The 25,728-nt window shown below is 72.7% G+C and carries 24 protein-coding genes; 11 read left to right on the top strand and 13 right to left on the bottom strand.

From position 1 onward, the window contains the following. The first annotated feature begins 68 nt into the window (after positions 1-68). Together DRB89_RS27010 and hrpB are read left to right on the top strand one after the other, a co-directional pair. Positions 69-929 carry a class I SAM-dependent methyltransferase gene (locus DRB89_RS27010; protein ID WP_112463449.1) on the top strand — a complete coding sequence of 287 codons (861 nt, stop codon included), beginning with the start codon at positions 69-71 and terminating at the stop codon, positions 927-929. 4 nt (positions 930-933) lie between these two features. Next, positions 934-3,513 carry an ATP-dependent helicase HrpB gene (gene hrpB / locus DRB89_RS27005; RefSeq protein WP_112463448.1) on the top strand — a complete coding sequence of 860 codons (2,580 nt, stop codon included), beginning with the start codon at positions 934-936 and terminating at the stop codon, positions 3,511-3,513. Here the strand turns inward: hrpB and DRB89_RS27000 are convergent. The 3 genes from DRB89_RS27000 to DRB89_RS26990 form a co-directional block, all read right to left on the bottom strand. Then, positions 3,503-4,483 (bottom strand): DUF3068 domain-containing protein, encoded by a 981-nt coding sequence (locus tag DRB89_RS27000; RefSeq protein ID WP_112450778.1) that lies wholly within the window; start codon positions 4,481-4,483, stop codon positions 3,503-3,505. The two genes, hrpB and DRB89_RS27000, sit on opposite strands and share 11 nt — an antisense overlap. 14 nt (positions 4,484-4,497) lie before the next feature. Beyond that, positions 4,498-4,638 carry an SPW_0924 family protein gene (locus DRB89_RS26995; protein ID WP_112450779.1) on the bottom strand — a complete coding sequence of 47 codons (141 nt, stop codon included), beginning with the start codon at positions 4,636-4,638 and terminating at the stop codon, positions 4,498-4,500. Positions 4,639-4,802: 164 nt separating this feature from the next. Further along, positions 4,803-5,069, bottom strand: coding sequence for a hypothetical protein (locus DRB89_RS26990; RefSeq protein WP_204358158.1), 267 nt, complete (start codon positions 5,067-5,069; stop codon positions 4,803-4,805). A 71-nt stretch (positions 5,070-5,140) separates the two neighbouring features. Between DRB89_RS26990 and DRB89_RS26985 the strand changes: the two genes are divergently transcribed. Both DRB89_RS26985 and DRB89_RS26980 read left to right on the top strand, forming a co-directional pair. After that, positions 5,141-5,482: a hypothetical protein gene (locus DRB89_RS26985; RefSeq protein ID WP_112446516.1), complete on the top strand. Its 342-nt coding sequence runs from the start codon at positions 5,141-5,143 to the stop codon at positions 5,480-5,482. A 1-nt stretch (position 5,483) separates the two neighbouring features. After that, positions 5,484-7,670, top strand: coding sequence for a DUF4132 domain-containing protein (locus tag DRB89_RS26980; RefSeq protein ID WP_112446515.1), 2,187 nt, complete (start codon positions 5,484-5,486; stop codon positions 7,668-7,670). Between the two features lie 156 nt (positions 7,671-7,826). On the opposite strand, the gene DRB89_RS26975 is transcribed toward DRB89_RS26980, so the two are convergent. The 5 genes from DRB89_RS26975 to DRB89_RS26955 all read right to left on the bottom strand — a co-directional run bounded on the left by DRB89_RS26975 (position 7,827) and on the right by DRB89_RS26955 (position 11,968). After that, complete coding sequence (locus DRB89_RS26975) at positions 7,827-8,594, bottom strand: succinate dehydrogenase iron-sulfur subunit (RefSeq protein ID WP_112446514.1); 768 nt, start codon at positions 8,592-8,594, stop codon at positions 7,827-7,829. Next, positions 8,594-10,348 (bottom strand): succinate dehydrogenase flavoprotein subunit, encoded by a 1,755-nt coding sequence (gene sdhA, locus DRB89_RS26970; RefSeq protein WP_112446513.1) that lies wholly within the window; start codon positions 10,346-10,348, stop codon positions 8,594-8,596. Before sdhA ends, DRB89_RS26975 begins: the two co-directional genes overlap by 1 nt. A 23-nt stretch (positions 10,349-10,371) precedes the next feature. Beyond that, positions 10,372-10,863 carry a succinate dehydrogenase hydrophobic membrane anchor subunit gene (locus DRB89_RS26965; protein WP_112446512.1) on the bottom strand — a complete coding sequence of 164 codons (492 nt, stop codon included), beginning with the start codon at positions 10,861-10,863 and terminating at the stop codon, positions 10,372-10,374. Between the two features lie 5 nt (positions 10,864-10,868). Next, the gene (sdhC, locus tag DRB89_RS26960; RefSeq protein WP_112446511.1) at positions 10,869-11,249 is read right to left on the bottom strand and encodes a succinate dehydrogenase, cytochrome b556 subunit; all 381 of its coding nucleotides are present in this window, start codon (positions 11,247-11,249) and stop codon (positions 10,869-10,871) included. Positions 11,250-11,401: 152 nt separating this feature from the next. Beyond that, complete coding sequence (locus tag DRB89_RS26955) at positions 11,402-11,968, bottom strand: 2-oxo-4-hydroxy-4-carboxy-5-ureidoimidazoline decarboxylase (protein ID WP_239516867.1); 567 nt, start codon at positions 11,966-11,968, stop codon at positions 11,402-11,404. Positions 11,969-12,444: 476 nt separating this feature from the next. Here DRB89_RS26955 and DRB89_RS26950 point away from each other — a divergent pair, with 476 nt between their 5' ends. Together DRB89_RS26950 and DRB89_RS26945 are read left to right on the top strand one after the other, a co-directional pair. Then, positions 12,445-13,188, top strand: coding sequence for an RNA polymerase sigma factor (locus tag DRB89_RS26950; protein WP_112446510.1), 744 nt, complete (start codon positions 12,445-12,447; stop codon positions 13,186-13,188). Beyond that, the gene (locus DRB89_RS26945) at positions 13,188-14,258 is read left to right on the top strand and encodes a hypothetical protein (RefSeq protein WP_112446509.1); all 1,071 of its coding nucleotides are present in this window, start codon (positions 13,188-13,190) and stop codon (positions 14,256-14,258) included. Before DRB89_RS26950 ends, DRB89_RS26945 begins: the two co-directional genes overlap by 1 nt. Positions 14,259-14,532: 274 nt before the next feature. Here DRB89_RS26945 and DRB89_RS26940 read toward each other — a convergent pair whose 3' ends face one another. After that, positions 14,533-15,411, bottom strand: coding sequence for a L,D-transpeptidase family protein (locus DRB89_RS26940; protein WP_112446508.1), 879 nt, complete (start codon positions 15,409-15,411; stop codon positions 14,533-14,535). Positions 15,412-15,567: 156 nt separating this feature from the next. Between DRB89_RS26940 and DRB89_RS26935 the strand changes: the two genes are divergently transcribed. Together DRB89_RS26935 and leuE are read left to right on the top strand one after the other, a co-directional pair. Further along, the gene (locus tag DRB89_RS26935; protein WP_112446507.1) at positions 15,568-17,163 is read left to right on the top strand and encodes a methylmalonyl-CoA mutase family protein; all 1,596 of its coding nucleotides are present in this window, start codon (positions 15,568-15,570) and stop codon (positions 17,161-17,163) included. Positions 17,164-17,261: 98 nt separating this feature from the next. Further along, the gene (gene leuE / locus DRB89_RS26930; RefSeq protein WP_112446506.1) at positions 17,262-17,927 is read left to right on the top strand and encodes a leucine efflux protein LeuE; all 666 of its coding nucleotides are present in this window, start codon (positions 17,262-17,264) and stop codon (positions 17,925-17,927) included. Here leuE and DRB89_RS26925 read toward each other — a convergent pair. Together DRB89_RS26925 and DRB89_RS26920 are read right to left on the bottom strand one after the other, a co-directional pair. Next, positions 17,920-19,254, bottom strand: coding sequence for a polysialyltransferase family glycosyltransferase (locus DRB89_RS26925; RefSeq protein WP_112446505.1), 1,335 nt, complete (start codon positions 19,252-19,254; stop codon positions 17,920-17,922). The two genes, leuE and DRB89_RS26925, sit on opposite strands and share 8 nt — an antisense overlap. Beyond that, positions 19,251-20,276, bottom strand: a complete 1,026-nt coding sequence (locus DRB89_RS26920) for a glycosyltransferase family 2 protein (protein WP_112446504.1) — start codon at positions 20,274-20,276, stop codon at positions 19,251-19,253. The genes DRB89_RS26925 and DRB89_RS26920 overlap by 4 nt, the downstream gene beginning before the upstream one ends. A gap of 218 nt (positions 20,277-20,494) precedes the next feature. On the opposite strand from DRB89_RS26920, the gene DRB89_RS26915 reads away from it, so the two are divergent. Next, positions 20,495-21,841 carry a DUF6716 putative glycosyltransferase gene (locus DRB89_RS26915; RefSeq protein WP_112446503.1) on the top strand — a complete coding sequence of 449 codons (1,347 nt, stop codon included), beginning with the start codon at positions 20,495-20,497 and terminating at the stop codon, positions 21,839-21,841. A 783-nt stretch (positions 21,842-22,624) separates the two neighbouring features. Here DRB89_RS26915 and DRB89_RS26910 read toward each other — a convergent pair. Further along, positions 22,625-23,077, bottom strand: a complete 453-nt coding sequence (locus DRB89_RS26910; protein WP_343234599.1) for a MarR family winged helix-turn-helix transcriptional regulator — start codon at positions 23,075-23,077, stop codon at positions 22,625-22,627. Positions 23,078-23,156: 79 nt separating this feature from the next. Here DRB89_RS26910 and DRB89_RS26905 point away from each other — a divergent pair, with 79 nt between their 5' ends. Continuing rightward, complete coding sequence (locus DRB89_RS26905; protein WP_112450873.1) at positions 23,157-24,056, top strand: alpha/beta hydrolase; 900 nt, start codon at positions 23,157-23,159, stop codon at positions 24,054-24,056. 76 nt (positions 24,057-24,132) lie between these two features. Then, positions 24,133-24,786, top strand: a complete 654-nt coding sequence (locus tag DRB89_RS26900) for a Type 1 glutamine amidotransferase-like domain-containing protein (RefSeq protein WP_112450874.1) — start codon at positions 24,133-24,135, stop codon at positions 24,784-24,786. A gap of 124 nt (positions 24,787-24,910) precedes the next feature. On the opposite strand, the gene DRB89_RS26895 is transcribed toward DRB89_RS26900, so the two are convergent. After that, positions 24,911-25,624, bottom strand: a complete 714-nt coding sequence (locus tag DRB89_RS26895) for a L,D-transpeptidase (RefSeq protein WP_239516352.1) — start codon at positions 25,622-25,624, stop codon at positions 24,911-24,913. Positions 25,625-25,728: the final 104 nt, after the last annotated feature.

Genomic DNA, 25,728 nt, shown 5'->3' with positions numbered 1-25,728 from the left:
CGGGCAGGCGCCGATGGCGCTTCCCGACCGCTTTCCGCAGACATTCGCAGACTACGACGACGGGCCCCATGAACCAAGAGGACTACGCCACCGAAGAAGCGTACGAAGCCGGCCCGGCCGCCGAGGACGACTCCGAGGCCACCCGGCGTGACGCCGGGGAAGCGGAGAGCAGCCGGGCCAGCCGCGGCTGGTGGGACCGCAACGCCGACGAGTACCAGAGCGAGCACGGAGCGTTCCTCGGCGACGACCGCTTCGTCTGGGGCCCCGAGGGCCTGGACGAGGCGGAGGCGGCCCTCCTCGGCCCCACCGCCTCCCTCAAGGGCAAGGACGTCCTGGAGATCGGCGCCGGCGCGGCCCAGTGCTCGCGCTGGCTGGCCGCCCAGGGCGCCCGCCCCGTCGCCCTGGACCTCTCCCACCGCCAGCTCCAGCACGCGCTGCGCATCGGCGGCAGCGATGTGCCGGCGGCCCGGCTGGTCGAGGCCGACGCCGGCCGGCTCCCCTTCCGCGACGGCTCCTTCGACCTCGCCTGCTCCGCCTACGGCGCCGTCCCCTTCGTCGCCGACCCCGTGAACGTCATGCGCGAGGTCCGCCGCGTGCTGCGCCCCGGCGGCCGCTGGGTCTTCTCCGTCACCCACCCGGTCCGCTGGGCCTTCCCCGACGAGCCCGGCCCCGAGGGCCTGTCCGTCTCCGCCTCCTACTTCGACCGCACCCCGTACGTGGAGCAGGACGAGGACGGCAGCGCCGTGTACGTGGAGCACCACCGCACCCTGGGCGACCGGGTACGGGACGTGGTCGCGGGCGGCTTCCGCCTCCTCGACCTGGTCGAGCCGGAGTGGCCCGCCTGGAACAGCCAGGAGTGGGGCGGCTGGTCCCCCCTGCGCGGCAACCTCATCCCCGGCACCGCGATCTTCGTGTGCGAGCGGGACTGAGACCGTGATCCGTACGGCCGACCTCGACTCCCTTCCCGTCCGGGAAGCCGTGCCCGCGCTCGTCTCGGCGCTGGACGCCCACGGCACCGCCGTGCTGTGCGCCCCGCCCGGGACCGGCAAGACCACGCTGGTGCCGCTGGTGCTGGCGGGCCTGACGGGGGGCGGGCCGCGCCGCCGGGTCGTGGTCGCCGAACCCCGCCGGATCGCCGCCCGCGCCGGGGCCCGCCGGATGGCCTGGCTGCTCGGCGAGCCGGTCGGCGCCTCCGTCGGCTTCACCGTGCGCGGCGAGCGGGTCGTCGGCCCCGGGACCGTGGTCGAGGTCGTCACCACCGGGGTCCTGCTCCAGCGGCTCCAGCGGGACCAGGAGCTGTCCGGCACCGACCTGGTGATCCTGGACGAGTGCCACGAGCGGCACCTGGACGCCGACACGGTCGCCGCGTTCCTCCTGGACGTACGGGCGACCCTGCGCCCGGAGCTGCGGCTGGTGGCGGCCTCGGCGACCACCGACGCGGCCGGCTGGGCCCGCGTCCTCGGCGGCGGCGGCCCGGGCGGCGCCCCGGTCGTGGAGGCCGCGGGCGTCTCGTACCCGGTGGAGACCGTGTGGGCCCCGCCGGCCCGCCCGGTCCGGCCTCCGCACGGGATGCGCGTGGACCCGGCGCAGCTCATCCACGTGGCCTCGGTGGTCCGGCGGGCGCTGGCGGAACGTTCCGGCGACGTCCTGTGCTTCCTCCCCGGCGTCGGCGAGATCGCCCGGGTCGCCGGGCAGCTCGGCGCGGTGGGCGCGGAGGTCCTGCAGATACACGGCCGCGCCCCGGCCGCCGTCCAGGACGCCGTGCTGTCTGCGGCACCCCACCGCCGGGTCATCCTCTCCACCGCCGTCGCGGAATCCAGCCTGACCGTCCCCGGGGTACGGATCGTCGTGGACTCCGGGCTGGCGCGCGAACCCCGGGTCGACCACGCGCGGGGCCTGGGCGCGCTGGCGACCGTACGGGCGTCCCGCGCGGCCGGCCGGCAGCGCGCGGGCCGGGCCGGGCGCGAGGCACCGGGCACGGTGTACCGCTGCTGGGCCGAAGCCGAGGACGGGCGGCTGCCCGCCTACCCCTCCCCCGAGATCCGGATCGCGGACCTGGCGCAGTTCGCCCTCCAGGCCGCCTGCTGGGGCGACCCCGACGCGACCGGCCTGGCCCTGCTCGACCCACCGCCGGCCGGAGCGATGGCGGCGGCGCGGGAGGTCCTGCTCGCGGTGGGCGCCGTGACCCCCGCGGGGCAGCCGACACCCCGGGGCGCACGGATGGCCCGCCTCGGCCTGCACCCGCGCCTGGCCCGGGCCCTGCTCGACGGCTCCGCCGCGCTGGGGCCCCGGCGGGCGGCGGAGCTGGTGGCGCTGCTGAGCGAGGAGCCGCCCCGGGAGTACGGGGACGACCTGGCCGCCGCCTGGCGCCGGGCCCGCGCGGGCGGCGACCCGTACGCGGGCCGCTGGCGCACGGAGGCCAAGCGCCTGGAGCGCGCGGCGAGCGACCGGAACCCCGCGGGGCTTTCCGCCGCCCCGCCCCTTCCCGATACCGGGGCCGCACCCCGGACCCCCGCGAGCGGCGCCGCGCCCGATGACTCCGCCGCCGGGCTCGTCGCCGCGCTCGCGTTCCCCGAGCGGGTCGCCAGGGCCAAGGGCGAGGGGGCCTTCCTCATGGCCTCCGGGACGGCCGCCGAGCTCGGCGACGGGTCAGCGCTGCGCAGCGCGCCCTGGCTGGCGGTCGCCGTGGCCGACAGGCCCCCGCACTCCGCGTCCGCCCGCGTCCGGCTCGCCGCCCTCGTCGACGAGGACACCGCGCGCACGGCCGCCGGCCACCTGCTGCGCTCCGGCGAGGAGGTGCACTGGGAGGACGGGGACCTCGTCGCCCGCTCCGTGCGAAGGCTCGGCGCGATCGAGCTGGCCGCCCGGCCCCTGCGCGACCCCGACCGGGCCCTCGTGCGGGCCGCCCTCCTCGACGGGCTGCGCACCGAGGGGCTCGGGCTGCTGCGCTGGACCCAGGACGCGCAAGGGCTCCGGGCCCGGCTCGGCTTCCTGCACCGCACGCTCGGCGCGCCCTGGCCCGACGTGGCCGACGACCGGGAACTGCTGGACCGCGCCGACGACTGGCTCGAGCCCGAGCTGTCGCGGGCCCGCCGCCGCGCCGACCTGGCGCGGATCGACGCCGGGCAGGCGCTGAACCGGCTGCTGCCGTGGGCCACCGGCGAGGCCTCCCGGCTCGACGCGCTGGCTCCGGAGCGGATCGAGGTGCCCAGCGGCTCGCGGATCCGCGTCGACTACGCCGCCGAGCACGGGCAGCCCGTACTCGCCGTCAAGCTCCAGGAGCTGTTCGGGCTGGCCGAGACCCCCCGGGTCGCGGGGGTTCCCGTACTCGTCCACCTGCTGTCGCCCGCCGGACGGCCCGCCGCCGTCACCGCCGACCTCGCGTCCTTCTGGCGGGGCGGCTACCTCGCCGTCCGGGCCGAGCTGCGCGGCCGCTACCCCAAGCACCCGTGGCCGCAGGACCCGGCGACCGCCGAGCCCACCCGGCACACCACCGCCCGGCTCAAGCGGTGAACGGCCCGTCGTCCTCGCGGGGGCGCCGGGCGCGCGCCTCCAGCCACAGCGCGAACCCGAAGAGGACGAGCCCGCCGGCCGCGAGGCCGATCGGCGCGTAGGTGTGCAGCGCCAGCACCTTGGTCCGGTTCGCCTTGACCAGGTCGACGGTGTACTCGCTGTAGTCCTCGCGCATCTTCACGTGCCCGGCGAAGACGGTGAGCTTGCCGTCGGGCCCGCCGGAGGCGATGCCGCCCCGCATCTCCTGCTTGATCTCCTGCTCGGCGTTGACGGGCGCGCCCGTCACCGGGTCGACCCAGAACATCGCCTTGGTCGAGTACCAGAGGCTGGTGCCCGTGGTCTGCTCGAAGGTGGCCGGGTCGATGCCCTCGATCGGCATCTTCTTCGGCAGCGAGACCTTCGTCCAGGGGATGGTCTGCTCGTAGTAGTAGACGTCCATGCCCTTGAACTTGCGCGGGCCGACGTAGTGGATGGGCGAGGAGCTGCGGGTCTGCTGGTCGAAGTAGAGGTAGTCGCGCGGCTCGGTGAAGAACGGCCACTTGAACTCGATGCCCTCGCGCTTGACCGGGTCCCCGTCGACCGCCTCGCCGGTGGCGTGCACCGGGTCCTGGGTGTGGGCGTCGAAGATGTAGCGCTCGGGGATCTGGGAGACCATCTTCCCGTCGGGGCCCATGATGTAGGTGAGCGTGTCCCAGACGACCACGTCCTTGCCGGCGCTCGCCTCGATCTCCTTGGACGCCTCGACGTTGCCCTTCAGGGTCTGGACGATGGTGACCTTGTCGACCTTCTTCGGCTCCATGCCGGTGGTGTAGTCGAGGAGGGTCGCGTCCTTCGCCTCCAGGACCACCTCCTGGTACTGGTTGGGCGGGATCTTCGCGAGCCTGGGGTACGCGTACCAGCGCAGCAGTGGTGCGAGAGCTGCGCAGAACACGGCCAGGGCCAGCAGGACGAGACTTGCTCTGCGTCGCACGGCCGGTCCCTCCTCTACTTTCCGGGCGCGGCGGGCGCGGTGGTGAGCAGGGGCTTCGGTGAGGTCTTGCCTTCCGGCGCCCCCATCGCCGTGATGGCGAGGACGAGGAGCACCGCGAGGACGAGACCGCTGGCGGCGGCGACGATTGCGCGCATGCCGGGCCTCCGGAATCTGATTGGTCGTCAGGGCGGTGGGCACCGTAGCAATGCGGGTGACAGATGAGAACCGTTTGCGCCACTGATCACGCGGTGGCGCCTCCGCGGAGGGTCAGGGGGCCGGGGTCGCGGCCGGCCCCCTCCCCCTCGACGTCCGCGTGACCCTACGTCAACTCGCTGCGCGGGGCACGCATCGCGGGTGGGAATTCACGACATCCCCACGCCATCGGGGCGGGCAGGCCCGCGCCGGCGATCGTCGGCTGGTAGGCCGGGGGCTGCGGGTAGCCGTAGCCGGGCTGGGCCGGGCCGGGGTAGCCGTAGCCGGGCTGCGCCGGATAGCCGTAACCCGGCTGCCCCGGGTTGGTGTGGTGGTCGCCGTGGCCGCCCGGGCCGGGACCGCTCGTGTACGGATTCGGTTGCTGCTCGCTCATGCGGCCGATGATTCCACAGGCGTCCACAGGCCGGTGGGCCGCTTGTCAGTGCCCGGTCCTAGTCTCCGGGCATGGGAAGCGTGATGTTCGTCGACGAGACGACTGCCGGGGGCCGCAGTGGCGGCTGGGGAATGGAGATCGCCGAAGAGCGGCTCGCGCTGCGCGAGTTGATCCGCAGGCGGATATTCCAGGAAGTGGCCGAGGAGGCGGCCGGCCGGCTGGTGCGGCCGGCCAAGGAGGGCGGCCGGGTGGATCCGCAGGCGCAGACCGAAGCGGCGTACGCCGCCTTCGGGCGCAACGGGTTCCTCGTCCTGGTGGGGGACCGTCAGATCACCGACCTCGACGAGGTGATCGACCTCCCGCTCGGCACCGAGGTCACCTTCCTCAAGCTCGTCGCACTGGTGGGTGGCTGACATGGCCGAGCACCTCGACCGGGCGCAGCTGGCCGCCTTCGAGCGGCTGGGGCGGGAGTACCACACCTACGGCAGCGGTTGGTCGTCGCGGGTGCGGGACGCGCTCGCCGCCGGGTTCGCCGTCCCGCCCGCCGCCGTGGCCACGCTGCGGCGCAGCGTCCTGATCTCCTACGGCATCTCCGAACTGCGCGACATCATGGGGCAGCTGACCGGCCCCGTCCTCAACGTCGGCGAGCACTGGGCCGAGGAGGCCATGGCCGGCGGCCGCTGGGACGCGCTGCTCGCGCACGCCGCGACCGCCACCGTCGCCCGGCCCACCGCCAAGTGGGAGAAGACCGCCCGCGCGCTCGTCGAGGAGACCGGCGCGGGCCCCGACGCCGTGCGCGGGGCGGTCCTGGGCTGGCTCGCGCTCGTCGACCGCCCGCGCACCTTCGCCATGACGGACACCTGGCAGGGAGCTCAGCTCGACCCGTACAACGCCAACGCACTGCGCGGACTGGCCTGGCTGCTGGCCCTCCTGCCCGCGCACCCCGCGGTACCGCGCGCACTCGGCAAGCTCGTGGAGACCTGCCTGAAGAAGGTCCCCGGCCTCGGCCCGCTCAACCCCAAGGTGGCCAACGCCGGAGTCGTCGCGCTGTCCCGGACCGAGGGCGAGGCGGCCCTCGCCGAACTGGCGCGGCTGGCGGCCCGGGTGACCTTCAAGGGCACCCTCAAGGTCATCGACACCGCCCTGGGCGCACGGGCCGAGAAGCTCGGGCTGAGCCGGGAGGAGGTCGAGGAGCTGGCCGTGCCGGGCTACGGGCTCACGGAGGTCGGCCGGGCCGCGTTCTCCTTCGGCGCGGCCACCGCCCTGCTGGAGGTGCGCGGTCCCAAGGCGGTGCTGTCCTGGCGCAACGCGGCCGGCAAGGCGGTCAAGACCGTCCCCGCCGCCGTCCGCCAGGACCATGCCGAGGAGCTGGCGGAGCTCAAGGCGGCCGTCAAGGACATCGACAAGATGCTCACGGCCCAAGCGGAGCGCCTCGACCGGCAGTTCCTCGCCCGCCGCAGCTGGACGTACCAGGCCTGGCGCGAGCGCTACCTCGACCACCCGCTGGTCGGCACCCTCGCCCGCCGCCTGGTCTGGACGGTCGCCGGTCTCACGGCGGTCCACGACGGCCACGACATCCGCACCCTCGCGGGCGACCCCCTGTGCGTCACCGCCGAAGCCGAGGTGCTGCTCTGGCACCCGATCGGCCGGGAGCCCGCCGAGGTCGCCGCCGTGCGCGAGCGCCTCGAAGCACTCGCGATCACCCAGCCGTTCAAGCAGGCCCACCGCGAGGTCTACCCGCTCACCGACGCCGAGCGGAACACCGGGACGTACTCCAACCGCTTCGCCGGCCACGTCCTGCGCCAGCACCAGTTCCACGCGCTGGCCGCCGCCCGCGGCTGGCGCAACAAGCTGCGCCTCGCCGTGGACGACAGCGCGCCGCCCGCCGTCCGCGAGCTCCCGCAGTGGGGGCTGCGCGCCGAGTACTGGATCGGGAGCGAGGACAGCGGGGACTACGAGGCCGACACCACCGGGTCCGGCAGCTACCTGCGGCTGACCACCGACCAGGTGCGCTTCTATCCGATCGACGCCCCGGAGAACTGGGCGCACGTCTGCGGCGGCGGGTACACCATGTACCTGCGCGACGGCCGGGACCCCGTCGAGCCGCTCCCGCTGACCGAGGTTCCCGAGCTGGTGCTCAGCGAGGTGCTGCGCGACGTGGACCTGTTCGTCGGGGTCGCCAGCGTGGGCAACGACCCCACCTGGTCCGACGGCGGCCCCGGGGGCCGGTTCCGCGAGTACTGGACCTCGTACGGCTTCGGCGAGCTCGGCCAGAGCGCCGAGACCCGGCGGACGCTGCTGGAGCGGCTGGTGCCGAGGCTGGCGATCGCGGACCGCTGCCGCATCGAGGGCCGGTTCCTGCACGTCCGGGGCGAGCTGCGCACGTACAAGATCCACCTCGGCTCCGGCAACATCCTGATGGAGCCGAACGACCAGTACCTGTGCATCGTGCCGAAGGCCGGCGGCGGCTCACCGGAGACCGGCTACCTGCCCTTCGAGGGCGACAGGACCCTGGCGGTGATCCTGAGCAAGGCGATGCTGCTGGCCGACGACACCGCCATCACGGACCCGACGATCACCAGCCAGATCGGCCGGTCCTGACACGCCGAAGGCCCCGCTCCCTCCGGAAGGAATCCGGAGGGAGCGGGGCCTTCGTCGTCCGCCGGCCTCGGCCGAGACCGACGGACGGAGTCCGGCGCAGCGACTCGAAGCGCGGAGGCCCGCCAGGGCCGAGCGCTGCGAGAGGCGCGTCGAAAACTAGAAGCGGCGCGTGATGAGGGCGCGCTTCACTTCCTGGATCGCCTTCGTGACCTCGATGCCACGCGGGCACGCGTCGGTGCAGTTGAAGGTCGTGCGGCAGCGCCACACGCCGTCCTTGTCGTTCAGGATCTCCAGGCGCTGCTCGCCCGCCTCGTCACGCGAGTCGAAGATGAAGCGGTGCGCGTTGACGATCGCCGCCGGGCCGAAGTACTGGCCGTCGTTCCAGAACACCGGGCACGAGGACGTGCAGGCGGCGCACAGGATGCACTTGGTGGTGTCGTCGAAGCGCTCGCGGTCCTCGGCGGACTGCAGGCGCTCGCGCGTCGGCTCGTTGCCCTTGGTGACCAGGAACGGCATGACGTCCCGGTACGCCTGGAAGAAGGGCTCCATGTCGACGATGAGGTCCTTCATCACCGTCAGGCCCTTGATGGCCTCGACCGTGATCGGCTTCTCCGGGTTGATGTCCTTGATCAGCGTCTTGCAGGCGAGCCTGTTCTTGCCGTTGATCCGCATCGCGTCGGAGCCGCAGATGCCGTGCGCGCACGAGCGACGGAAGGTGAGCGAGCCGTCGAGTTCCCACTTGATCTTGTGGAGACCGTCGAGCACGCGCTCCTTCGGGTCGATCTCGATCTGGAAGTCCTGCCACGTCGACTCGTCCGAGATCTCGGGGTTGAAGCGGCGGATCCGGAACGTCACCGTGATGAACGGCGAGGCGGCGGCCGCCGCCTCCATCTCGTCCGTCTTGGACAGGGTGGGGGTGGCCATCAGTACTTACGCTCCATCGGCTGGTAGCGGGTGACGACGACGGGCTTGTAGTCCAGGCGGATCGAGTCCTGGCCGTTGTCGTCGACCTCGCGGTACGCCATGGTGTGGCGCATGAAGTTGACGTCGTCGCGGTTCGGGTAGTCCTCGCGGTAGTGACCGCCGCGGGACTCCTTGCGCGCCAGCGCGGACACGGCCATGACCTCGGCCAGGTCGAGCAGGTTGCCCAGCTCGATGGCTTCCAGCAGGTCCGTGTTGAAGCGCTTGCCCTTGTCCTGGACGGACACGTTCTTGTAGCGCGCGCGCAGCTCCGCGATCTTCTCGACCGCGGTCTTGATCGTCTGCTCGGTGCGGAACACCATCACGCAGGCGTCCATCGTCTCCTGGAGCTCCAGGCGCAGGTCCGCGACCCGCTCGTTGCCCGTGGAGGCGCGCAGGTGCTCGACCTGGTCGATGACCTGCTGCGCCGGGTTCTCGGGCAGCTCGACGTAGTCGTGGGCGTGGGCGTACGCGGCGGCCGCGATGCCCGAGCGCTTGCCGAAGACGTTGATGTCCAGCAGCGAGTTGGTGCCCAGGCGGTTCGCGCCGTGCACCGACACGCACGCGACCTCGCCGGCCGCGTACAGGCCCGGGACGACGGTGGTGTTGTCCATGAGGACCTCACCCTCGACGTTCGTCGGGATGCCGCCCATGGCGTAGTGCGCGGTGGGCTGGATCGGGATCGGGTCCGTGTACGGCTCGATGCCCAGGTAGGTGCGCGCGAACTCGGTGATGTCCGGGAGCTTCGCGTCGAGCTGCTCCGGCGGCAGGTGCGTCAGGTCCAGGTACACGTGGTCCCCGGCCGGACCGCAGCCGCGGCCCTCGCGGATCTCGGTGTAGATGGAGCGCGAGACGACGTCACGGGACGCGAGGTCCTTCATGACCGGCGCGTACTTCTCCATGAAGCGCTCGCCGTCCTTGTTGCGGAGGATGCCGCCCTCACCGCGGGCGCCCTCCGTCAGCAGGATGCCCATGCGCCAGATGCCCGTCGGGTGGAACTGGAAGAACTCCATGTCCTCGAGCGGCAGGCCGCGGCGGTAGCAGGCCGCCTGGCCGTCACCCGTGAGGGTGTGCGCGTTGGAGGTCACCTTGAAGAACTTGCCGGTGCCGCCGGAGGCGTAGATGACGGACTTCGCCTGGAACACGTGGATCTCGCCGGTGGCGAGCTCGTACGCGACCACGCCGGCCGACTTCTTGACGCCGTCCTCCTCGACCAGGAGCTGGTCCAGGACGTAGAACTCGTTGAAGAACTCCACGCCCTCCTTGACGCAGTTCTGGTACAGCGTCTGGAGGATCATGTGGCCGGTGCGGTCCGCGGCGTAGCAGGACCGGCGGACCGGCGCCTCGCCGTGGTTGCGGGAGTGCCCGCCGAAGCGGCGCTGGTCGATGGTGCCGTCCGGGGTGCGGTTGAACGGCAGGCCCATCTTCTCGAGGTCGAGGACCGCGTCGATGGCCTCCTTCGCCAGGATCTCGGCGGCGTCCTGGTCGACCAGGTAGTCACCGCCCTTGACCGTGTCGAAGGTGTGCCACTCCCAGTTGTCGTCCTCCACGTTGGCGAGCGCGGCGGCCATGCCGCCCTGCGCGGCGCCCGTGTGGGAGCGGGTGGGGTAGAGCTTGGTCAGCACGGCGGTGCGGCTGCGCTTCGTCGACTCGATGGCGGCGCGCATGCCTGCGCCGCCCGCCCCGACGATGACGGTGTCGTACTTGTGGATCTTCATTGGTTTCGCCTCAGCCCCGTTGCCTAGCGGATGTTCGGGTCGAAGGTGAAGATCACCAGCGTGCCCAGAAGAATGGTGAACACCGTGGCGGTGTAGAGCAGGCCCTTGAGCCACAGACGCGTGTTGGCGCGCTCCGCGTAGTCGTTGATGACGGTACGCAGGCCGTTCGAGCCGTGCAGCATCGCGAGCCACAGCATCAGCAGGTCCCAGCCCTGCCAGAACGGGGAGGCCCAGCGGCCCGCCACGAAGGCGAAGCCGATCTTGGAGACGCCGCCGTCGAGGACGAGCTGGATCAGCAGGTGGCCGATGACCAGGACGACGAGCACGATGCCCGAGAGGCGCATGAAGAGCCACGCGACCATCTCGAAGTTGCCGCGGGTCGAGCGCGGGGTCTTGCCGGTCCGCTTGCGCGGGGCCTCGATGTACGGCGCCGGGTTGTCGACGTCGTAGAGGGAGATCGCCTCCACGTCGCCGATGACCTTGTTCAGGTCGGCGGGAGAAGTGTCAGAAGACATGCGTGTCACTTCCCGAACAGTTCGAGGTAGGCGTGGTGCAGCACGGGGTACACGGCCCCGGCCATCAGCACGATCCAGACGCCCACGACGGACCAGAGCATCTGCTTCTGGTAGCGCGGGCCCTTGGACCAGAAGTCCACGGCGATGACACGGAGACCGTTGAGCGCGTGGAACAGGATTGCGGCGACGAGGCCGTACTCCAGCAGCGCGACGATCGGAGTCTTGTAGGTAGCCACGACATCGTCGTACGCCTCGGGAGAGACGCGGACGAGAGCGGTGTCGAGGACGTGTACGAACAGGAAGAAGAAAATGAGGACGCCGGTGACTCGATGAGCCACCCAGGACCACATTCCTTCCCGGCCGCGGTACAACGTTCCAGCCGGCACGGAAAACCCTCCGGAAGCGGGGCGGGGGCCAGCCGGCTTCTTTGTCGGTCGGGCCCGGCCGGGTACGGTCCTCCGGCCCCGGACATCGTAGCGACGCTTTGTCGGTTCCCTCGCGCGGGGGCCATCGGTGTGATCAAACAGGCACGGACGGACTATCCCACAGGGGCGAATAGCCCGAATTCGACGGAGGACATCCCATCTGTCGAGGTCAGCCAGCGTGTCAGATCGGCCAGCCGGGCCTGCGCGACACGACGGAGCTCGTCCGCGGAGATCGCGCGCTCCTCGTCCACCTCCAGCTCCATCCGCCGCCGGATGGCGGCCAGCAGCTGGTCCGCCTGCTCCTCCGGGGTGTGCCCGTCGAGGCAGATCACGAAGGCGTGGCCAAAGGTCCGCTCGTATTCCGCGTGGGCCGCGTCCAGCGCGAGCAGGGCGGCGAACGAGGCCCCTTGCTCCAGCTCCGGCGGGAACTCGCAGGCCAGCGCCTCGGAGAGATCCGCCTGGGAGAGGTCGTACGAGGCTTCGTCCGCGGCGGCGAGTAGCGCGCCGGCGTCGGGGTAGGGGCGGTGGGCGGCCACCCGGTGGGCCCAGCGCCGGCTGCCGCAGCAGTGCAGCAGGGCGGCGTGGGCGGACTCGGGGGACAGGGCGTTGAACCGCGCGAGCCCGGAGCCGTGGAAGGGGTCGGAGCTGCCGCGGGCCTGTGCCGGAAGGTGGCTGGACAGCGGGGGGCTCCTCGTGGCGTGGCGCGGGTGTTCCGCCACGCTATCGACGTGGGGCGGGGAGTGTCGTACGCATCCTGGGTTTTCACCCGGAAGTGAGCCGAAAGGATGACAAGAGCGCATGTGGGCCGGGTGCGGGGCGAGCGGGAGGCCGGGCATCATGGCGGGAGTCGCGGCCGCAGGAGGAGCGGCCAGGAGATCGGCCGCAGGAGCGGCCGGGGGATCGGCCGGCGGGCCGGCCCGGGGAAAGGGGAGGGCGACCGAGGCCGCCACCCCCCACAGGAGAGGCCCCGGCCGCCATCCGTCACGGACTCGTGCGACAAGCCCGTACCCCTGTCAGCGTCTTGGGTGCGTTTTGTGTCACACCTCGCTCCGCGCAGGATTGGTTGCTCGTTGTACAACTCGTGGACGAAGGTGCTTGAAACCCGTAACGTGCTGATTTGCGCCACACGTACAGGACAGTGAACGGGTTGGGGACTTTGCTGGGGGACGACGCGGAGCTGACCACCGCGGTGCTCGCGGCACAAGACGGCGACGAGAACGCGTTCCGTACTGTGTACCGCGCCGTGCACCCACGCCTGCTCGGATACGTCCGCACGCTCGTCGGCGACGGCGACGCGGAGGACGTCACCTCCGAGGCCTGGCTGCAGATCGCCCGCGACATCGACTCCTTCACCGGCGACGCCGACCGCTTCCGCGGCTGGGCCGCCCGGATCGCGCGCAACCGCGCCCTCGACCACATCCGCATGCGCGGCCGGCGCCCCGCCGTCGGCGGCGACGAGACCGAGCTGACGGGCCACGCCGCCGATTCCGACACCGCCGTCGAAGCCATGGAGTCCCTCTCCACCTGCCGCACGATGGCGCTCATAGCCCAGCTCCCGCAGGACCAGGCGGAAGCCGTCGTCCTGCGGGTCGTCGTCGGCCTGGACGCCAAGAGCGCGGCCGAGACCCTGGGCAAGCGGCCCGGCGCGGTACGCACCGCCGCCCACCGGGGACTGAAGAAACTCGCCGAGCTGCTCGGCGCGGAGGGCGGTTTCGAGCCTGACTCCGACATCGACTCCGGACTGGGGCGCGGCCTCGGCGATAATGGCGGTGGCCAGGCGCGGGACGCGGGGGGCGAGAGGGATCTCGACGGCGTTCCGGCGCAGCGGGCCCATGGCGGGGGCCTCGTAGAACAAACCGGTGTGACGCATTCACGTTGGCGGACGCAGAAGGACATGTGATGGCCGACGAGCGCGACAGGTGGCTGGACAAGGCCGCGGCGGACAGACTGCTGCGCGGCGAACCGGCCGTACCTGGCGCCGAGCACCACGCGCGGGCACGGGCCGAGCGGCTGCGTGCCGCCCTCGACGCACTGGCCGAGCCGCCGCCGGCGCTCGGCGCCGAGTTTCCCGGAGAGGCCGCCGCCGTGGCCGCGTTCCGCGCGGCGCGCGGCACGCTGCCCCAGGGCCGGGCCGTCGGCGCCGACGTGTTCGCCGCCGGCGACACGGTGGTCGACCTCAGCCCGCCGCCCGGCTCGGCGTCCGCTGCCCGCCCGGCGGGCCCGGGCTCCGGCTCCGCCGCGGATCGCGCTGCCCGCTCCCGGCCGGCCAGGCCGGCCCGGTTCGCCCTCGCGGCGGCCCTGGCGAGCGTCGCGGTGGGCGGCCTGGCGGCCGCCGCCGGAGCCGGCCTGCTGGACCGGGACACGAACGAGAGCGCGGGCCAGCTCCCGGCCGTCTCGGTGACCGCCGGATTCTCCCCGGAGGCCTCGGGCGGCGCCGACTCCCCGCTCGTCCCGCCGTCCCGGCCGGTCCCGCCGCCGGGTGGCGAGAGCCGGGGGAGCAGCCCGGATCCGGGGCACACCCCGGGCCCGGGCGACCGTATGACGACCGGGCCCGACGGCGACGGCTCCACCGGGGCGGGCGGCGCGACCGCGGCGGAGCCGTCCGCGGGCGTCTCGGCCGGCGGCACCGGCCGGGACACCGACCGGGAGGGCGAGGACCGCTTCCTCCTCGGCGGTACCGAGGGCGCGACCGGCAAGGAGACGGAGACCCGGACCAGGGCGGTGGCGCTGTGCAAGGACTACCGGGCGGGCACGCTCGACGACGACCGCCGGGAGAAGCTCGTACGCCTGGCCAACGGGCTGCTGCGGGTCCCGCGCTACTGCCAGTCGGTGCTCGACGGCGCGGCCGCGGGCGGCACGAGGGGTGACTCTCCGGTCTCGTCGGGGCGCAAGCCCCCGATGGGCTCGGCGACGCTGGAGCCGGCCCGGCCGCTCACGGACGGATCCGTGGGGTCGGGCACCCGCCGCTGAGCGCGGCCGCGGCCGGCGGGAAGCACCGGGGACCGGGTATCGGACATTGTCCTGAAACGGTCGCCCACCCGGCTGTAACACTTTTCGAACCGGCGGCGCAGTACATAACGAGCCGACTGGTCATCGGCGCGCATGAGCCGGGGTTCCCCCCGTACCCCTGGGCTCTGCGCAACCGGCGCGGGCGGGATTCGTTCCCCCGATCCCGCCCGCGCCCTCAACGTCCGACCCCTGGCCGGCAGGCCGGCGGACGACCCGCCGGCACCGGCCCCCGGGCTCACCAGTAGACGACGACCTTGTCGCCGTTCTGGACCGAGCTGAAGAGCGCCGACAGCTTGCCCTTGTCCCGGACGTTCACGCAGCCGTGCGAGGCGCCGGCGTAACCGCGGGCGGCGAAGTCGGCCGAGTAGTGCACGGCCTGGCCGCCGCTGAAGAACATCGCGTACGGCATCGGCGTGTGGTAGATCGTCGACACCCAGTCCTTCTCCTTGCGGTCCACCTTGAACACGCCCTCGCGGGTCGGGGTGTTCTCCGAGCCGAAGCGCACGTCCATCGTGGAGATGACCTTGCCGTCGATCATCCAGGCGAGGGTGCGGCTCTCCTTGCTGATGCACATGACGCGGCCCTCCATGCAGCGCGGGTCGGGCGCGTCGGCCTCGTTGACGGTCGGCGGGCGCAGCTCGTCGGCGGTCGGCTTCTTGGAGAGGCTCTGGACCTTCTTCCAAGTGGGCTCGTCCACGCCGCCGGTGGCGCTCAGGCCGTTCTTCGTCTGGAAGGACTTGACCGCGGCGGTCGTCTTCGAGCCGTAGAACCCGGTCGGCGCGACCGACATCAGCTTCAGCTGCCGCAGCCGGGCCTGGAGCTCGCGGACCTGCTCGCTGTCGTCACCGTTGGCCATGACCTGCTTCACGGTCGGCGAAGGCGAGGCGGAGGCCGACGGGGAGGCGGAAGCGGAAGCCGACGGGGACGGGGAGGCGTCGCCGGGCTTGGCGTCCGAGGACGGCGAGGTCTCGGGAGAGGCGACCGCCGTGGGCGACGCGGGCGCGGAAGAACCGGAGCCCGTGGCCCCCGACTTCTGCGGACCGCAGGCGGTCGCGGCGAGTGCGACGGCGGTGGCCAGGCCGAGTGCGCGGATTATGACTTTCTGGCGGTGCATTGCGGTCCCCCGATTTCTGTCTGTGTACCTAGGTGATGCGCGACGGGCGTGGAGAGTTGCAAGGAAGGCCGCGATGTTGCGCCATTGTGACCAGCGGCCGTCGCGGGGACGTTGTATCAGCCCCGGGGCCCTCGGATCCACGAAGGAGCGCGGCACATGGACCGGCACGCGGAGCGGCACACCGAGAGCGGCGTCCCGATCGAGCCGGTCTACCGGCCGGGCGACTTGGCGGGTTGGGACCCCGTGACCGAACTGGGCGAACCCGGGGCCTTTCCGTACACCCGCGGGGTCTACCCGACGATGTACACCGGACGGCCCTGGACGATGCGCCAGTACGCCGGCTTCGCCACCGCCGCCGAGTCCAACGCCCGCTACCGGCAGCTCATCGGGAGCGGCGCCGCCGGACTGTCCGTGGCCTTCGACCTGCCCACCCAGATGGGCCACGACTCCGACGCCCCGCTCGCGCACGGCGAGGTCGGCAAAGTGGGCGTCGCCATCGACTCGGTCGAGGACATGCGGGTGCTGTTCGACGGGATCCCGCTCGACCGGGTCTCCACCTCGATGACCATCAACGCGCCCGCCGCGCTGCTGCTCCTGCTCTACCAGCTGGTCGCCGAAGAACAGGGGATCGGGGCCGACGCCCTGACCGGCACGGTCCAGAACGACGTGCTGAAGGAGTACATCGCACGGGGGACCTACATCTTCCCGCCCGGACCGTCCCTCAGGTTGACGGCCGACACCTTCCGCTACTGCCGGGCCGAACTGCCCCGGTGGAACACCATCTCCATCTCCGGCTACCACATGGCCGAGGCCGGGGCCTCGCCCGCGCAGGAGATCGCCTTCACCCTCGCCAACGCGATCGCGTACGTGCGCACCGCACTGGCCGCCGGGATGGAGGTCGACGCGTTCGCGCCCCGGCTGTCCTTCTTCTTCGTCGCCCGCACCACCCTCCTGGAGGAGGTCGCGAAGTTCCGCGCGGCCCGGCGGATCTGGGCCCGCGTCATGCGCGAGGAGTTCGGGGCCCGGGACCCGAAGTCGCTGATGCTGCGCTTCCACACCCAGACCGCCGGGGTCCAGCTGACGGCGCAGCAGCCCGAGCTCAACCTCGTACGGGTGGCCGTGCAGGGGCTGGCCGCCGTGCTGGGCGGCACCCAGTCGCTGCACACCAACTCCTTCGACGAGGCGATCGCGCTGCCCACCGAGAAGTCGGCCCGCCTCGCGCTGCGCACCCAGCAGGTGCTGGCGTACGAGACGGACGTGCCGCACACGGTGGACCCCTTCGCGGGGTCGTACGCGGTGGAGCGGATGACGGACGACGTGGAGGCGGCGGCGCTCGCCCTGATGCGGCGGGTCGAGGACATGGGCGGGGCGGTGGCCGCGATCGAGGCGGGCTTCCAGAAGGGGGAGATCGAGCGGAACGCCTACCGGATCGCGCGGGAGACGGAGAGCGGCGAGCGGGTGGTGGTCGGGGTCAACCGGTTCGCGCTGGCCGAGGAGGAGCCGTACGAGCCGCTGCGGGTGGATCCGGCCATCGAGGACCGGCAGCGGGCCGCGCTGGCGGCGCTGCGGGCGGGGCGCGACGGCGCGGCCGTGGCCGCGGCCCTGGCGGCGGTCCGGGAGACGGCCGCGGGGACGGGGAACGTGCTGTACCCGGTGCGGGAGGCGTTGCGGGCGAGGGCCACGGTGGGGGAGGTGTGCGGTGCGCTGCGGGAGGTGTGGGGGACGTACGTGCCGGCCGATTCCACCTGGTGACCCGGCCGCGACCAGCCGTCACCGCCCGGCGGACCCGTGCGTCCGCCCTGTGAAAACGACTGGCGCGACAGGTGCGTCGTCATGGGACACTCCTGCACATGCTGGGTGTCACAGATCTTCCGACGTATCTCGCCGGCCTCGTGCTGATCATTCTGCTGCCGGGCCCGAACTCGCTCTACGTGCTGTCCGTCGCCGCGCGCCGCGGGGTCCGCGTGGGCTACAAGGCCGCCTGCGGCGTCTTCACCGGGGACGCCGTGCTCATGACCCTGGCCGCGGTCGGCGCCGGGGCCCTGCTCCAGACCAGCCCGCTGCTCTTCGGCGTCGTCAAACTGCTCGGCGCCGGATACCTGACCTGGCTCGCCGTCGGCATGCTGCGGGGCGCGTGGACGATGTGGCGCTCGCGGCACGAGCGCGCCGCGGCCAAGGACGCGGCCGAAGCAGCTGCGGCCGCCGGGACCGCCGGCGAGGCGGAGCGGCCCTACCGGCGGGCGCTGCTGATCAGCCTGTTCAACCCGAAGGCCATCCTCTTCCTGATGTCCTTCTTCGTGCAGTTCGTGGACCCCTCCTACGCCTACCCGGCGCTGTCCTTCCTGCTGCTGGGCGGGCTGATGCAGATCGGCAGCTTCCTCTACCTGACCACGCTGATCTTCGGCGGCACCCGGCTGGCGGCGGCCTTCAGCAGCCGCAAGCGGCTCGCCGCCGGGGCCAGCTCGGCGGCGGGCGTCCTGTTCCTGGGCTTCGCCGCCAAGCTCGCCGTCAGCTGACCGCCCTGCGCAGCAGCCGGGCCACGCGGCGGGCCGTGCGGCTGCGGGGCAGGAAGGACAGCTGCGCCGGAATGCCGCCCGGCAGGCCCAGGGCGGTGAGCCGGCGGCGGGTGAAGTAGCGCCAGGTGCGCGGGGTCAGCTGCCCGGCCAGCCACCGCTCGGCCTCGGGCCGGCGCTCCGCCAGGATCTTGGGCTGCATCGTGAAGCCGACCGCCGTGAGCAGGCCGGCCGTCTCGGCCGCGGCCGGGGTCCAGGAGCGCACGGCCGCCGCGTCGTCGAGGTCCGGCAGCAGGGCGTCGGCCAGCGCCAGCGGGATCCGGTTGCTGTTCGGGTACGGGTCCAGCCGCGCGAGCACGGCCCCGGTGCCGGTCCGGGCGACCGGGAGTCCGTACAGCGTGGCCGCGGTCAGCAGTCCCGTGGAGAAGCAGCCGACGACCAGGGCCGGGCGCAGCCGCTCGTACAGGGTCTCGGCGAGCACCGGGGCGTCGAGCACGGTGAGCCGGACACCGAGCCGTGCCGCCTCCTCCTCGGCCCGCCGCGCGTAGGCGGCCGGGGCGCTGGGATGCGGTTTGAAGACCAGCTCGCGGTGGCCCAGCGCGTGGGCGCCCCGGACCATCGCCATGTGCAGCTCCTCCTCCTCGGCGGCGGGCATCAGGTCGAGCGCCGACAGGTACTGGCCGAGCAGGAGCGCCGGCGGCCCGTCCGAGGGGGCCGGGACGAGCGGGGCCTCGAGCTCGGACAGCGCAGCCACGACCTTGAGGAAGGCCGCGGCCGGGATCACCTCGGCCCGTACGCCGAACTCGGTCAGCAGCAGCGGCTCCAGGCCCGGTACGAGGTCCAGGTGCAGCACCCGCCGGACGCGCATCCCGAGCTGCGGGTCGAGGCGGAAGCGGGTGGGCCCGTAGCTCATCAGCCCGTCCGCGTAGACCTCGACGGCCGCCCCGGCGAACAGCCGGCACAGGCTCTGGGCGGGCGGGACCTGCAGCGATTCCACGATCAGCTCGACCCGGTCGGAGCCCAGGCCCCACGAGGCGCGCAACTGCCGCTCCCACAGCGGGACGTCGTCGGAGCGCGGGGCCCAGGTGCTGGGGTGCTGCGGGGCGATGACGGCGTTCCAGTCGACGACTTCGTCGAAGCGGGTGCGCAGGGCGGCGAAGCCGGGCGCGGAGTCCAGGCCCGGCGCGACCTCGGCGGTGGCGGAGTGGTTGCTGGTCAGCAGGATCCGGCGGCCGGCGGGCGGGAAGCACCCCGCGTCGAGGGCGGCGGCGAGGGTGGCCGTCCCGTAGAGGGTGGAGGCCAGGAAGACCTGGGTGACGCCCGCGCTCATGCCCGCACCCCCGCGGGGCTCGGCCCCAGGGCCGCGGCCGCGGCGGAGGCCGCGGAGTCCGCCGTCCGGGCGCGGCGGCGCAGCCGGCGGAGCAGGTCGGCGCGGTCGGAGTCCATCGAGTCCAGGGCCCGGTCCAGGACGTCCTGGGGCATTCGGCCGAGTGCGGCCGCGCTCATCGAGCGGAGTTTCTTGGCCACGGCCGGTTCGAACCTTTCGATGGACCCGATGTGGTGCGCGATGATTGCGCAGTATGTTCGGACGGCTTTGGGAAGGAGAAGATCGAATTCCCGGTCGGCGGCCGTGTCCGCGAGTACTTGATCAAATGATCGGATGAAATCCAGCTGCCGCTCGTCGCCGATTTGTGTCAGCGAGGTGGAAACCCCGCGCCGGTAGAAGATCCCGGGCAGGCCGACCGTCGCGAAGGACTCCGCCTCCCGGTGCAGCCGCCAGATCCACGGCCGGTCCTCCGCCGTCCGCAGGCCGTCCGTGAAGTGCAGCAGCCCGCGGTCCAGCAGCCGCCGGTGGTACATCCCCGCCCAGGCGTACGGATAGTCCACCGAGGTCGTGCGGCCGGCCGGCAGGATCGCGGACCGCGGATCGGCCACGACCGAGTCCGGACCGTAGGGGACGCGCTGCACACTGCGCGCCCGGCCCGTGCACCGGACATGGTCGGTGCGGACGAAATCGCAGCTCAGGGCCTCGATGGCGGCGAGGGTGCGGGCCAAGTGGCCGGGCGCCAGCCAGTCGTCCCCGTCCAGGAAGGCGATGTACTCGCCGCGGGCCGCGTCCAGACCGGTGTTCCGTGCCGTCGCCAGGCCGGCGTTGCGTTCGTGTCTGAGGTGCGAGGCGCCGGGCAGCTCGCGCGCCGCCCGCTCCAGGAGGGCGCTCGTCCCGTCCGTCGAGCGGTCGTCGACGAGCAGGAACTCGAAATCGTCCCGGGCGTTGAGTTCGAGACTTTTCAGGGCATCCGGCGCGTATGTCTGCACGTTGTAGAACGGCACGACAACAGAGAGCTTGAGCACTCGCGAGACATTATGACCTCGCTCGTCATTCACCGTGGCCCGGACGAGGATTCCATGTGAACGACGCACGGCGGGCGCGTTAACCCGCACGGTTTCGCATTTCGTCGACGGGTTGTTAACCCGCTGTTGTGCGCTCGTTGGGCCGATCACGGAAAAGGCGGAATAACTTCTGCCGGGTGCCAGCAAGCAACCGCGCGGCCCCACGAGCCGTCCTCCGTATGGCCGTCCTCGCCGATTCCGACACCCGGTGGAAATGGGGAGCGCTCACCGCGCGCCGCCTCGCCCCGGAGCCCGGCTCCGCCCATCTGACCGGATACCTGCTGCGCGGCCGGGCCACGCCCACCGCGCGCCAGCTCGGCGAGGTCGGGGTCCGGACCGACCGGCTCACCGAGGTGACCTGCGCGGGCTTCCTCGCGGACATCGAGCGGGAGCGCTACGACGTGGTCGTCCTCGCGCTCGTCGGCGGAGCCGCGGCGGCCGTCCTGCACGGAGCCCGCGCCCTGTGGCCCGGCCCCGGCCCCCGCCCCGCCTTCGTCACCGGCTACGTCGGCGTCGTGTACGAGAAGCTCGCCGACGGACTGCTGCTGCGGCACGGCGCCGACCTCGTCCTCGCCAACTCCCGCCACGACGCCGACCGGTTCCGCGCCGTGTACCGGGGCGTCGGGGCGGACGCGGACGCCGTCGTGGAGACGGTGCTGCCCTTCCTCGGCGGGGCCCCGTACTCGCCCGTCGGCGACCGGACCCACCGGGTCGTCTTCGCCGTCCAGCCGTCGGTGCCGCAGTCCCGCGCGGACCGCTCGTACCTGCTGCGGCGGGCCGCGGAACACGCCCGGCTGCACCCGGACCGCGAGGTGCTCGTCAAACTGCGCAGCCGCCCGGGGGAGCACACCACCCACCTGGAGGAGCTCCCCTACCAGCGCCTGGCGCAGCAGCTGCCGGGCGGCCTGCCCTCCAACTGCCGCCTGGTGTACGGGAACATGGGCGAGGTCCTGGACACCGCCGACCTGCTGGTCACCGTCTCCTCCACGGCCGCCCTGGAATCCCTGCACCGGGGCATCCCGACGGCCGTCCTCACCGACCTCGGCGTCCGCGAGACCCTGGGCAACCACCACTTCCTGGGCTCGGGCTGCCTGGCCTCCTGGACCGAGCTCGACGCGGGCCTGCTGCCGAAGGGGGACCCGGACTGGCTGGCGGCGCAGGGCGTGGCCCCCGCAGGCGACGGCACGGGCGTCGACGGGACGGCCGGCGACGGCACGGGCGCGGGCGGCGGTGACGCCTACGCCGCGGCCCGGGCCCGGCTCGCGGAGCTGACGGGGCCCGGCGGACTCCCGCCCCTGGCCCCGTACTACACGCAGGCCACCGCACCCGGCTACCTGCCCGGGATCCTGGCCCGCCACCACCTCGGCCCCGACGGGCACCCGCTGCCCGGGGCGCCGCGGCCGGACCAGGGGGAGTCCCGGCTGCGCCGCCGGCTCCGCGCCCACCTGCGCGACGCCGCCCGGGGGGCCTACCGCCACGGCGTCCAGCGCGTCGCGCCGGCGATCCGCCGCCTGGGGGAGCTGTGAGCCTCCACGTACCGCGCCAGGGCCTCAACTCCTGTCTGGAAAGCCGCTGCACCCCGCCCTGACGTGGTGGTCGCAGGCGTCTTCGCGATGGTCTTGCGGGGCCGTACGGCCTCCTTCACGCCGAGCTTCCCGAGCCGTTCGCGCTGCTCGTAGCCGAGCCGGCCGAGTTCCGGCGTTGGGTGGCGAGCCAGCGACCGATGTCCTCTCCGTGCCGGGGCACCCTGGGGACGGTCGCTCTGAGGCGGGCGCCTTCGGGCGGTGGCATGCCGCGGGGTGGCCGGTGTTCCGTGGAGGTCGTAGGAGGCCCGCGCGGCGGCGAGGTTCTCGGTGCAGGCGGCGTCGGCGGTGTCCCGCACGATCCCCAGCTCTTCCGGCCCGCCCGGGTGTTCCCCGCTCAGCCCGGTGCGGAAGGTGCGGTGCTGGTCGGGGAGCCACCGGCCGGGCGGGTACGGGCTCCCGGTATGGCGGTACGGCGCCTTGAGGCGGCTTCTGCCTGTGCCGGATGTCCGTTGAGTTGTTCGCGCGGTCGGCCGTCCGGCACGTGGTTCCCATGGGGCTCGGCCGGGCTTTGGAGCGGGTGGGGTTCGCGCGTGTTCCTAGTGCTCCGACCGGGAAGGTCCGCCGGGTCGCGGCGCCCGGCACGGCACCTCGCCGCGTTGTCGGACCACGGCGGTACGTCCAGTACGAGCCGCGGCCCTCCGCCCGGGGGCCCCTCCCGGCGGTAGCTGGGGGAGAGGCACCGCACCGAACACCGCGACCCGGCAAACCTTCCCGGCCACAGCACTAGCCGCCAAGTGTGCCTGTGGAGGCGTCCTGCAGCGTGGTGCGGAGCAGGGCGATGGTGGAGGCCAGTTCCTCCAGTGCGTGGGTTGTCAGCGGTGCGGCGAGCCAGGAGCGTAGTCCGCCCTGGAAGGTGGGTGTGGCGGCGGCCAGCAGCTTGCCGCCTTCGGGGGTCAGCTCCAGCAGCGACGAGCGGCGGTTGCTGGGGTTGGGCCGCCGGATCACCCAGCCGGCGGCTTCCAGGCGGTCCACGCCCTTGCTGGTGGCCCCGACGGTGATGGCGGCCTCTTCGGCCAGGTCGTTGACCCGGCAGTCGTCCTGGCTGTCGATGATGCGCAGGAACTCGTACTGGCCCATCGTCAGGCCGTGTTCGGTGCGCAGGCGTTCGCCCAGCGCGTTGTAGAGCCTGGTCTCGTAGCGGACGAGGTCCATGAACACCTGTGGGAGGTCGGTCACGCTCTGCTCCAGATTCGCGGGAATGACATTCCTAGGAATATACTTCCTAGTGAAGAACGATACGCATCCGGAGGATCCCATGAGCAAGGCACAGCGCGCGACGATCGACGCCCTGATGCGGCAGGCCCCGTTCGACGGCAGCCTTCCGCCGGAGCAGACACGCAAGGACTTCGAGGCCCAGATGGCCTCGGGCCCCGCCCCGGCAGGCGTGAGCGTCACCTCCTCCGTGCTCGGCGGGCGCCCCGCCCTGACCGTCGAGCCCGAAGACAGCCCCGCCACCGGGACGATCCTCTACTTCCACGGCGGAGGCTGGGTCTTCGGCTCACCCGCCACCGCTCTGCAGCTCACCGCCGCACTCGTGCGCCGCACCGGGATCCGCGCCGTCTCGCTCGACTACCGGCTCGCCCCCGAACACCCCTTCCCCGCCGCCCTCCAGGACGCCCTCACCGCCTACCGCGACCTGCTCGACCAAGGCGTTCCGGCCGACCAGATCGTCCTGGCCGGGGAGTCGGCAGGCGGCGGCCTCAGCATCACCACCCTGCTCACCGCCCGCGAAGCCGGACTGCCTATGCCGGCCGCCGCGGCCGTCTTCTCCCCGACCCTGGACGCCACCCTCTCGGGCGAGAGCATGACCACCAAGCACGACGCCGACCCGCTCTTCACCCACGCGGACCTGACCACCGTCTTCGCCCACTACCTCGCCGGACAGGACCCCGCCCAGCCGCTGCTGAGCCCGGCCCTCCACGCCGACCCGACCGGGCTGCCCCCGCTGCTGCTCCAGGCAGGCTCCAACGAGATCCTCCTCGACGACTCCACCCGCTTCGCCGTCCGGGCGGCCGCGGCCGGCGTCGACGTCCAGCTCGACATCACCGCCGACGTCCCCCACGTCTTCCAGGCCTTCGAAGGCATGCTCGACGAGGCCGACGCGGCCCTGGACCGCGCCGCCCGCTTCATCGCCACCGCGCTGGCCCGCACCTGAACCGTTCCCCACCACCGCGCGGTGCCGGCCGTTCGCCCGTTGCCGGCTCACGCTCCGCGCGTACTAGGGTCCATGGATGCGGATGTACCTCTCTTCCTTCCGGACGGGCGACCACCCGGGCCGGATGCTGGGGCTTCTGGCCCCTCAAGCCTCCCCTGTTGACGTCGCGGTGATCGCCAACGCGATGGACGCCCTGCCGGACAGCGAGCGCCGGACCGCGGTCGAGCGGGAACTCGGTGCGCTGGCCGAGCTCGGACTGCGGCCAGTCGAAGTCGACTTGCGCGCGTTCTTCGGCAAGCCCGCCGATGAGGTCGCGGCTGTTCTCGCCCGGTGCTCCCTGGTCTGGGTCCGTGGCGGCAACGTATTCGTCCTGCGCCAGGCCCTGGCCCGCAGCGGTGCCGACACCGCCCTGGCCGATCTGGTGCGGCAGGACGCCATCGTCTATGCCGGCTACAGTGCCGGCGCCTGCGTGCTGGCTCCTGACCTGCACGGACTCGAGCAGTGCGACGATCCGCAGGCAGTACGCGCCGCTTACGGCGACCCGGCCCGCTGGGACGGACTGGCCCTCCTCGACTACATCGTCGTACCCCACGTCGACTCGCCCGGACATCCCGAATCCGAAGTCCTCGGCATCGTCGCCGACCGCTACCGCGCCGGAGGCATCGCCCATCGGGCCCTGCGCGACGGCCAGGCCATCGTGATCAACGGCGACTCCACGAGCATCTGGTGACCGAGACCCGTGGGCGTGGTGCCACGCGTGGCGCCACGACGGCCGCCGACTTTCGCGCTCGTGCCGGCCGGGCGTTCCGGAGCCGGGAGGACCGTACGGTCCTCACCGGCAGCCCGGCCTCGTCCTAGGTGGCCGGCTTGCGGCCCCAGACGAACACGGTGTCGCCGGTGCTGGTGGTGTTCCAGAGGCGCTCCGCGTCCGCGAGCTGCAGGTTGATGCAGCCCGCCGACCCGCCGCCGTTGAAGAGGCCGCCGTACACGCCGTGCAGGGCCTGGCCGCCGGAGAAGTACTGGGCGTAGGGCATGGGGGCGTCGTCGTACAGATCGGACGTCTCGTCGATGACGCGGTCGGTGATCTCGTGCCGGCCCTCGCGGGTCTGCTGCCCCCACCTGCCGGTGCGGACCGGGACCGCCCGGTAGACCTGCGTGCCGTCGTACTGCACCCACAACAGCTGCCGGGTGAGGTCCACGCACACGACCCTGCGCTCACCGGCCGGGCACTTGGCGTCCCGGTTGGGGTGGCGGCGTTCCTCGACGACCAGGGTCGTGCGGTACGTTGCCAGGTTCGCGCTGCCGTCGGCGGGCGCGAGCCGTTCGCGCTGCTGGAACGCGCGGATGGCCTCGCAGTCGGCCGTGCTCTGGCGGCCGTCGGCGGGCAGACGCAGGTACTGTTCCATCTCCCACTGGTACGGACCGGTGTCGGCGGTGCAGGCGGCCGGGGGTGCGCCGGGAGTGACGGCATCAGCCCCCGCAGGCGTCGGGAACATCGCCAGCAGCCAGGTGAGGGACGCCGGGAGCAGGACGCCCCTCGGGCGCCGACGGTGCCGTGGTGCGGGCAAGGTGCGGCCTCCAGACGTGTGCCCCCGCGCGGGATCCCGCGCGACGACGGAACGCGGACCCCTTGCCCGCATTCGAGCACGTCCGGCCGTGTCGCGCGCCGTGG

This window comes from Streptomyces sp. ICC4 (assembly GCF_003287915.1).
Taxonomy (GTDB): Bacteria; Actinomycetota; Actinomycetes; order Streptomycetales; family Streptomycetaceae; genus Streptomyces; species Streptomyces tritrimontium.
Note: the sequence above shows the minus strand (reverse complement) of the source record. Positions and strands in the feature narration are given on the sequence as shown.

Bases quoted from the DNA above. Each gene is read 5' to 3' on its own strand.
- DRB89_RS27010 (WP_112463449.1), top strand. From the start codon at position 69: ATGAACCAAGAGGACTACGCCACCGAAGAAGCGTACGAAGCCGGCCCG.
- DRB89_RS26995 (WP_112450779.1), bottom strand. From the start codon at position 4,638: ATGCGCGCAATCGTCGCCGCCGCCAGCGGTCTCGTCCTCGCGGTGCTC.
- DRB89_RS26990 (WP_204358158.1), bottom strand. From the start codon at position 5,069: ATGAGCGAGCAGCAACCGAATCCGTACACGAGCGGTCCCGGCCCGGGC.
- DRB89_RS26985 (WP_112446516.1), top strand. From the start codon at position 5,141: ATGGGAAGCGTGATGTTCGTCGACGAGACGACTGCCGGGGGCCGCAGT.
- DRB89_RS26980 (WP_112446515.1), top strand. From the start codon at position 5,484: ATGGCCGAGCACCTCGACCGGGCGCAGCTGGCCGCCTTCGAGCGGCTG.
- DRB89_RS26975 (WP_112446514.1), bottom strand. From the start codon at position 8,594: ATGGCCACCCCCACCCTGTCCAAGACGGACGAGATGGAGGCGGCGGCC.
- sdhA (WP_112446513.1), bottom strand. From the start codon at position 10,348: ATGAAGATCCACAAGTACGACACCGTCATCGTCGGGGCGGGCGGCGCA.
- DRB89_RS26965 (WP_112446512.1), bottom strand. From the start codon at position 10,863: ATGTCTTCTGACACTTCTCCCGCCGACCTGAACAAGGTCATCGGCGAC.
- DRB89_RS26945 (WP_112446509.1), top strand. From the start codon at position 13,188: ATGGCCGACGAGCGCGACAGGTGGCTGGACAAGGCCGCGGCGGACAGA.
- DRB89_RS26940 (WP_112446508.1), bottom strand. From the start codon at position 15,411: ATGCACCGCCAGAAAGTCATAATCCGCGCACTCGGCCTGGCCACCGCC.
- DRB89_RS26935 (WP_112446507.1), top strand. From the start codon at position 15,568: ATGGACCGGCACGCGGAGCGGCACACCGAGAGCGGCGTCCCGATCGAG.
- leuE (WP_112446506.1), top strand. From the start codon at position 17,262: ATGCTGGGTGTCACAGATCTTCCGACGTATCTCGCCGGCCTCGTGCTG.
- DRB89_RS26925 (WP_112446505.1), bottom strand. From the start codon at position 19,254: ATGAGCGCGGGCGTCACCCAGGTCTTCCTGGCCTCCACCCTCTACGGG.
- DRB89_RS26915 (WP_112446503.1), top strand. From the start codon at position 20,495: ATGGCCGTCCTCGCCGATTCCGACACCCGGTGGAAATGGGGAGCGCTC.
- DRB89_RS26905 (WP_112450873.1), top strand. From the start codon at position 23,157: ATGAGCAAGGCACAGCGCGCGACGATCGACGCCCTGATGCGGCAGGCC.
- DRB89_RS26900 (WP_112450874.1), top strand. From the start codon at position 24,133: ATGCGGATGTACCTCTCTTCCTTCCGGACGGGCGACCACCCGGGCCGG.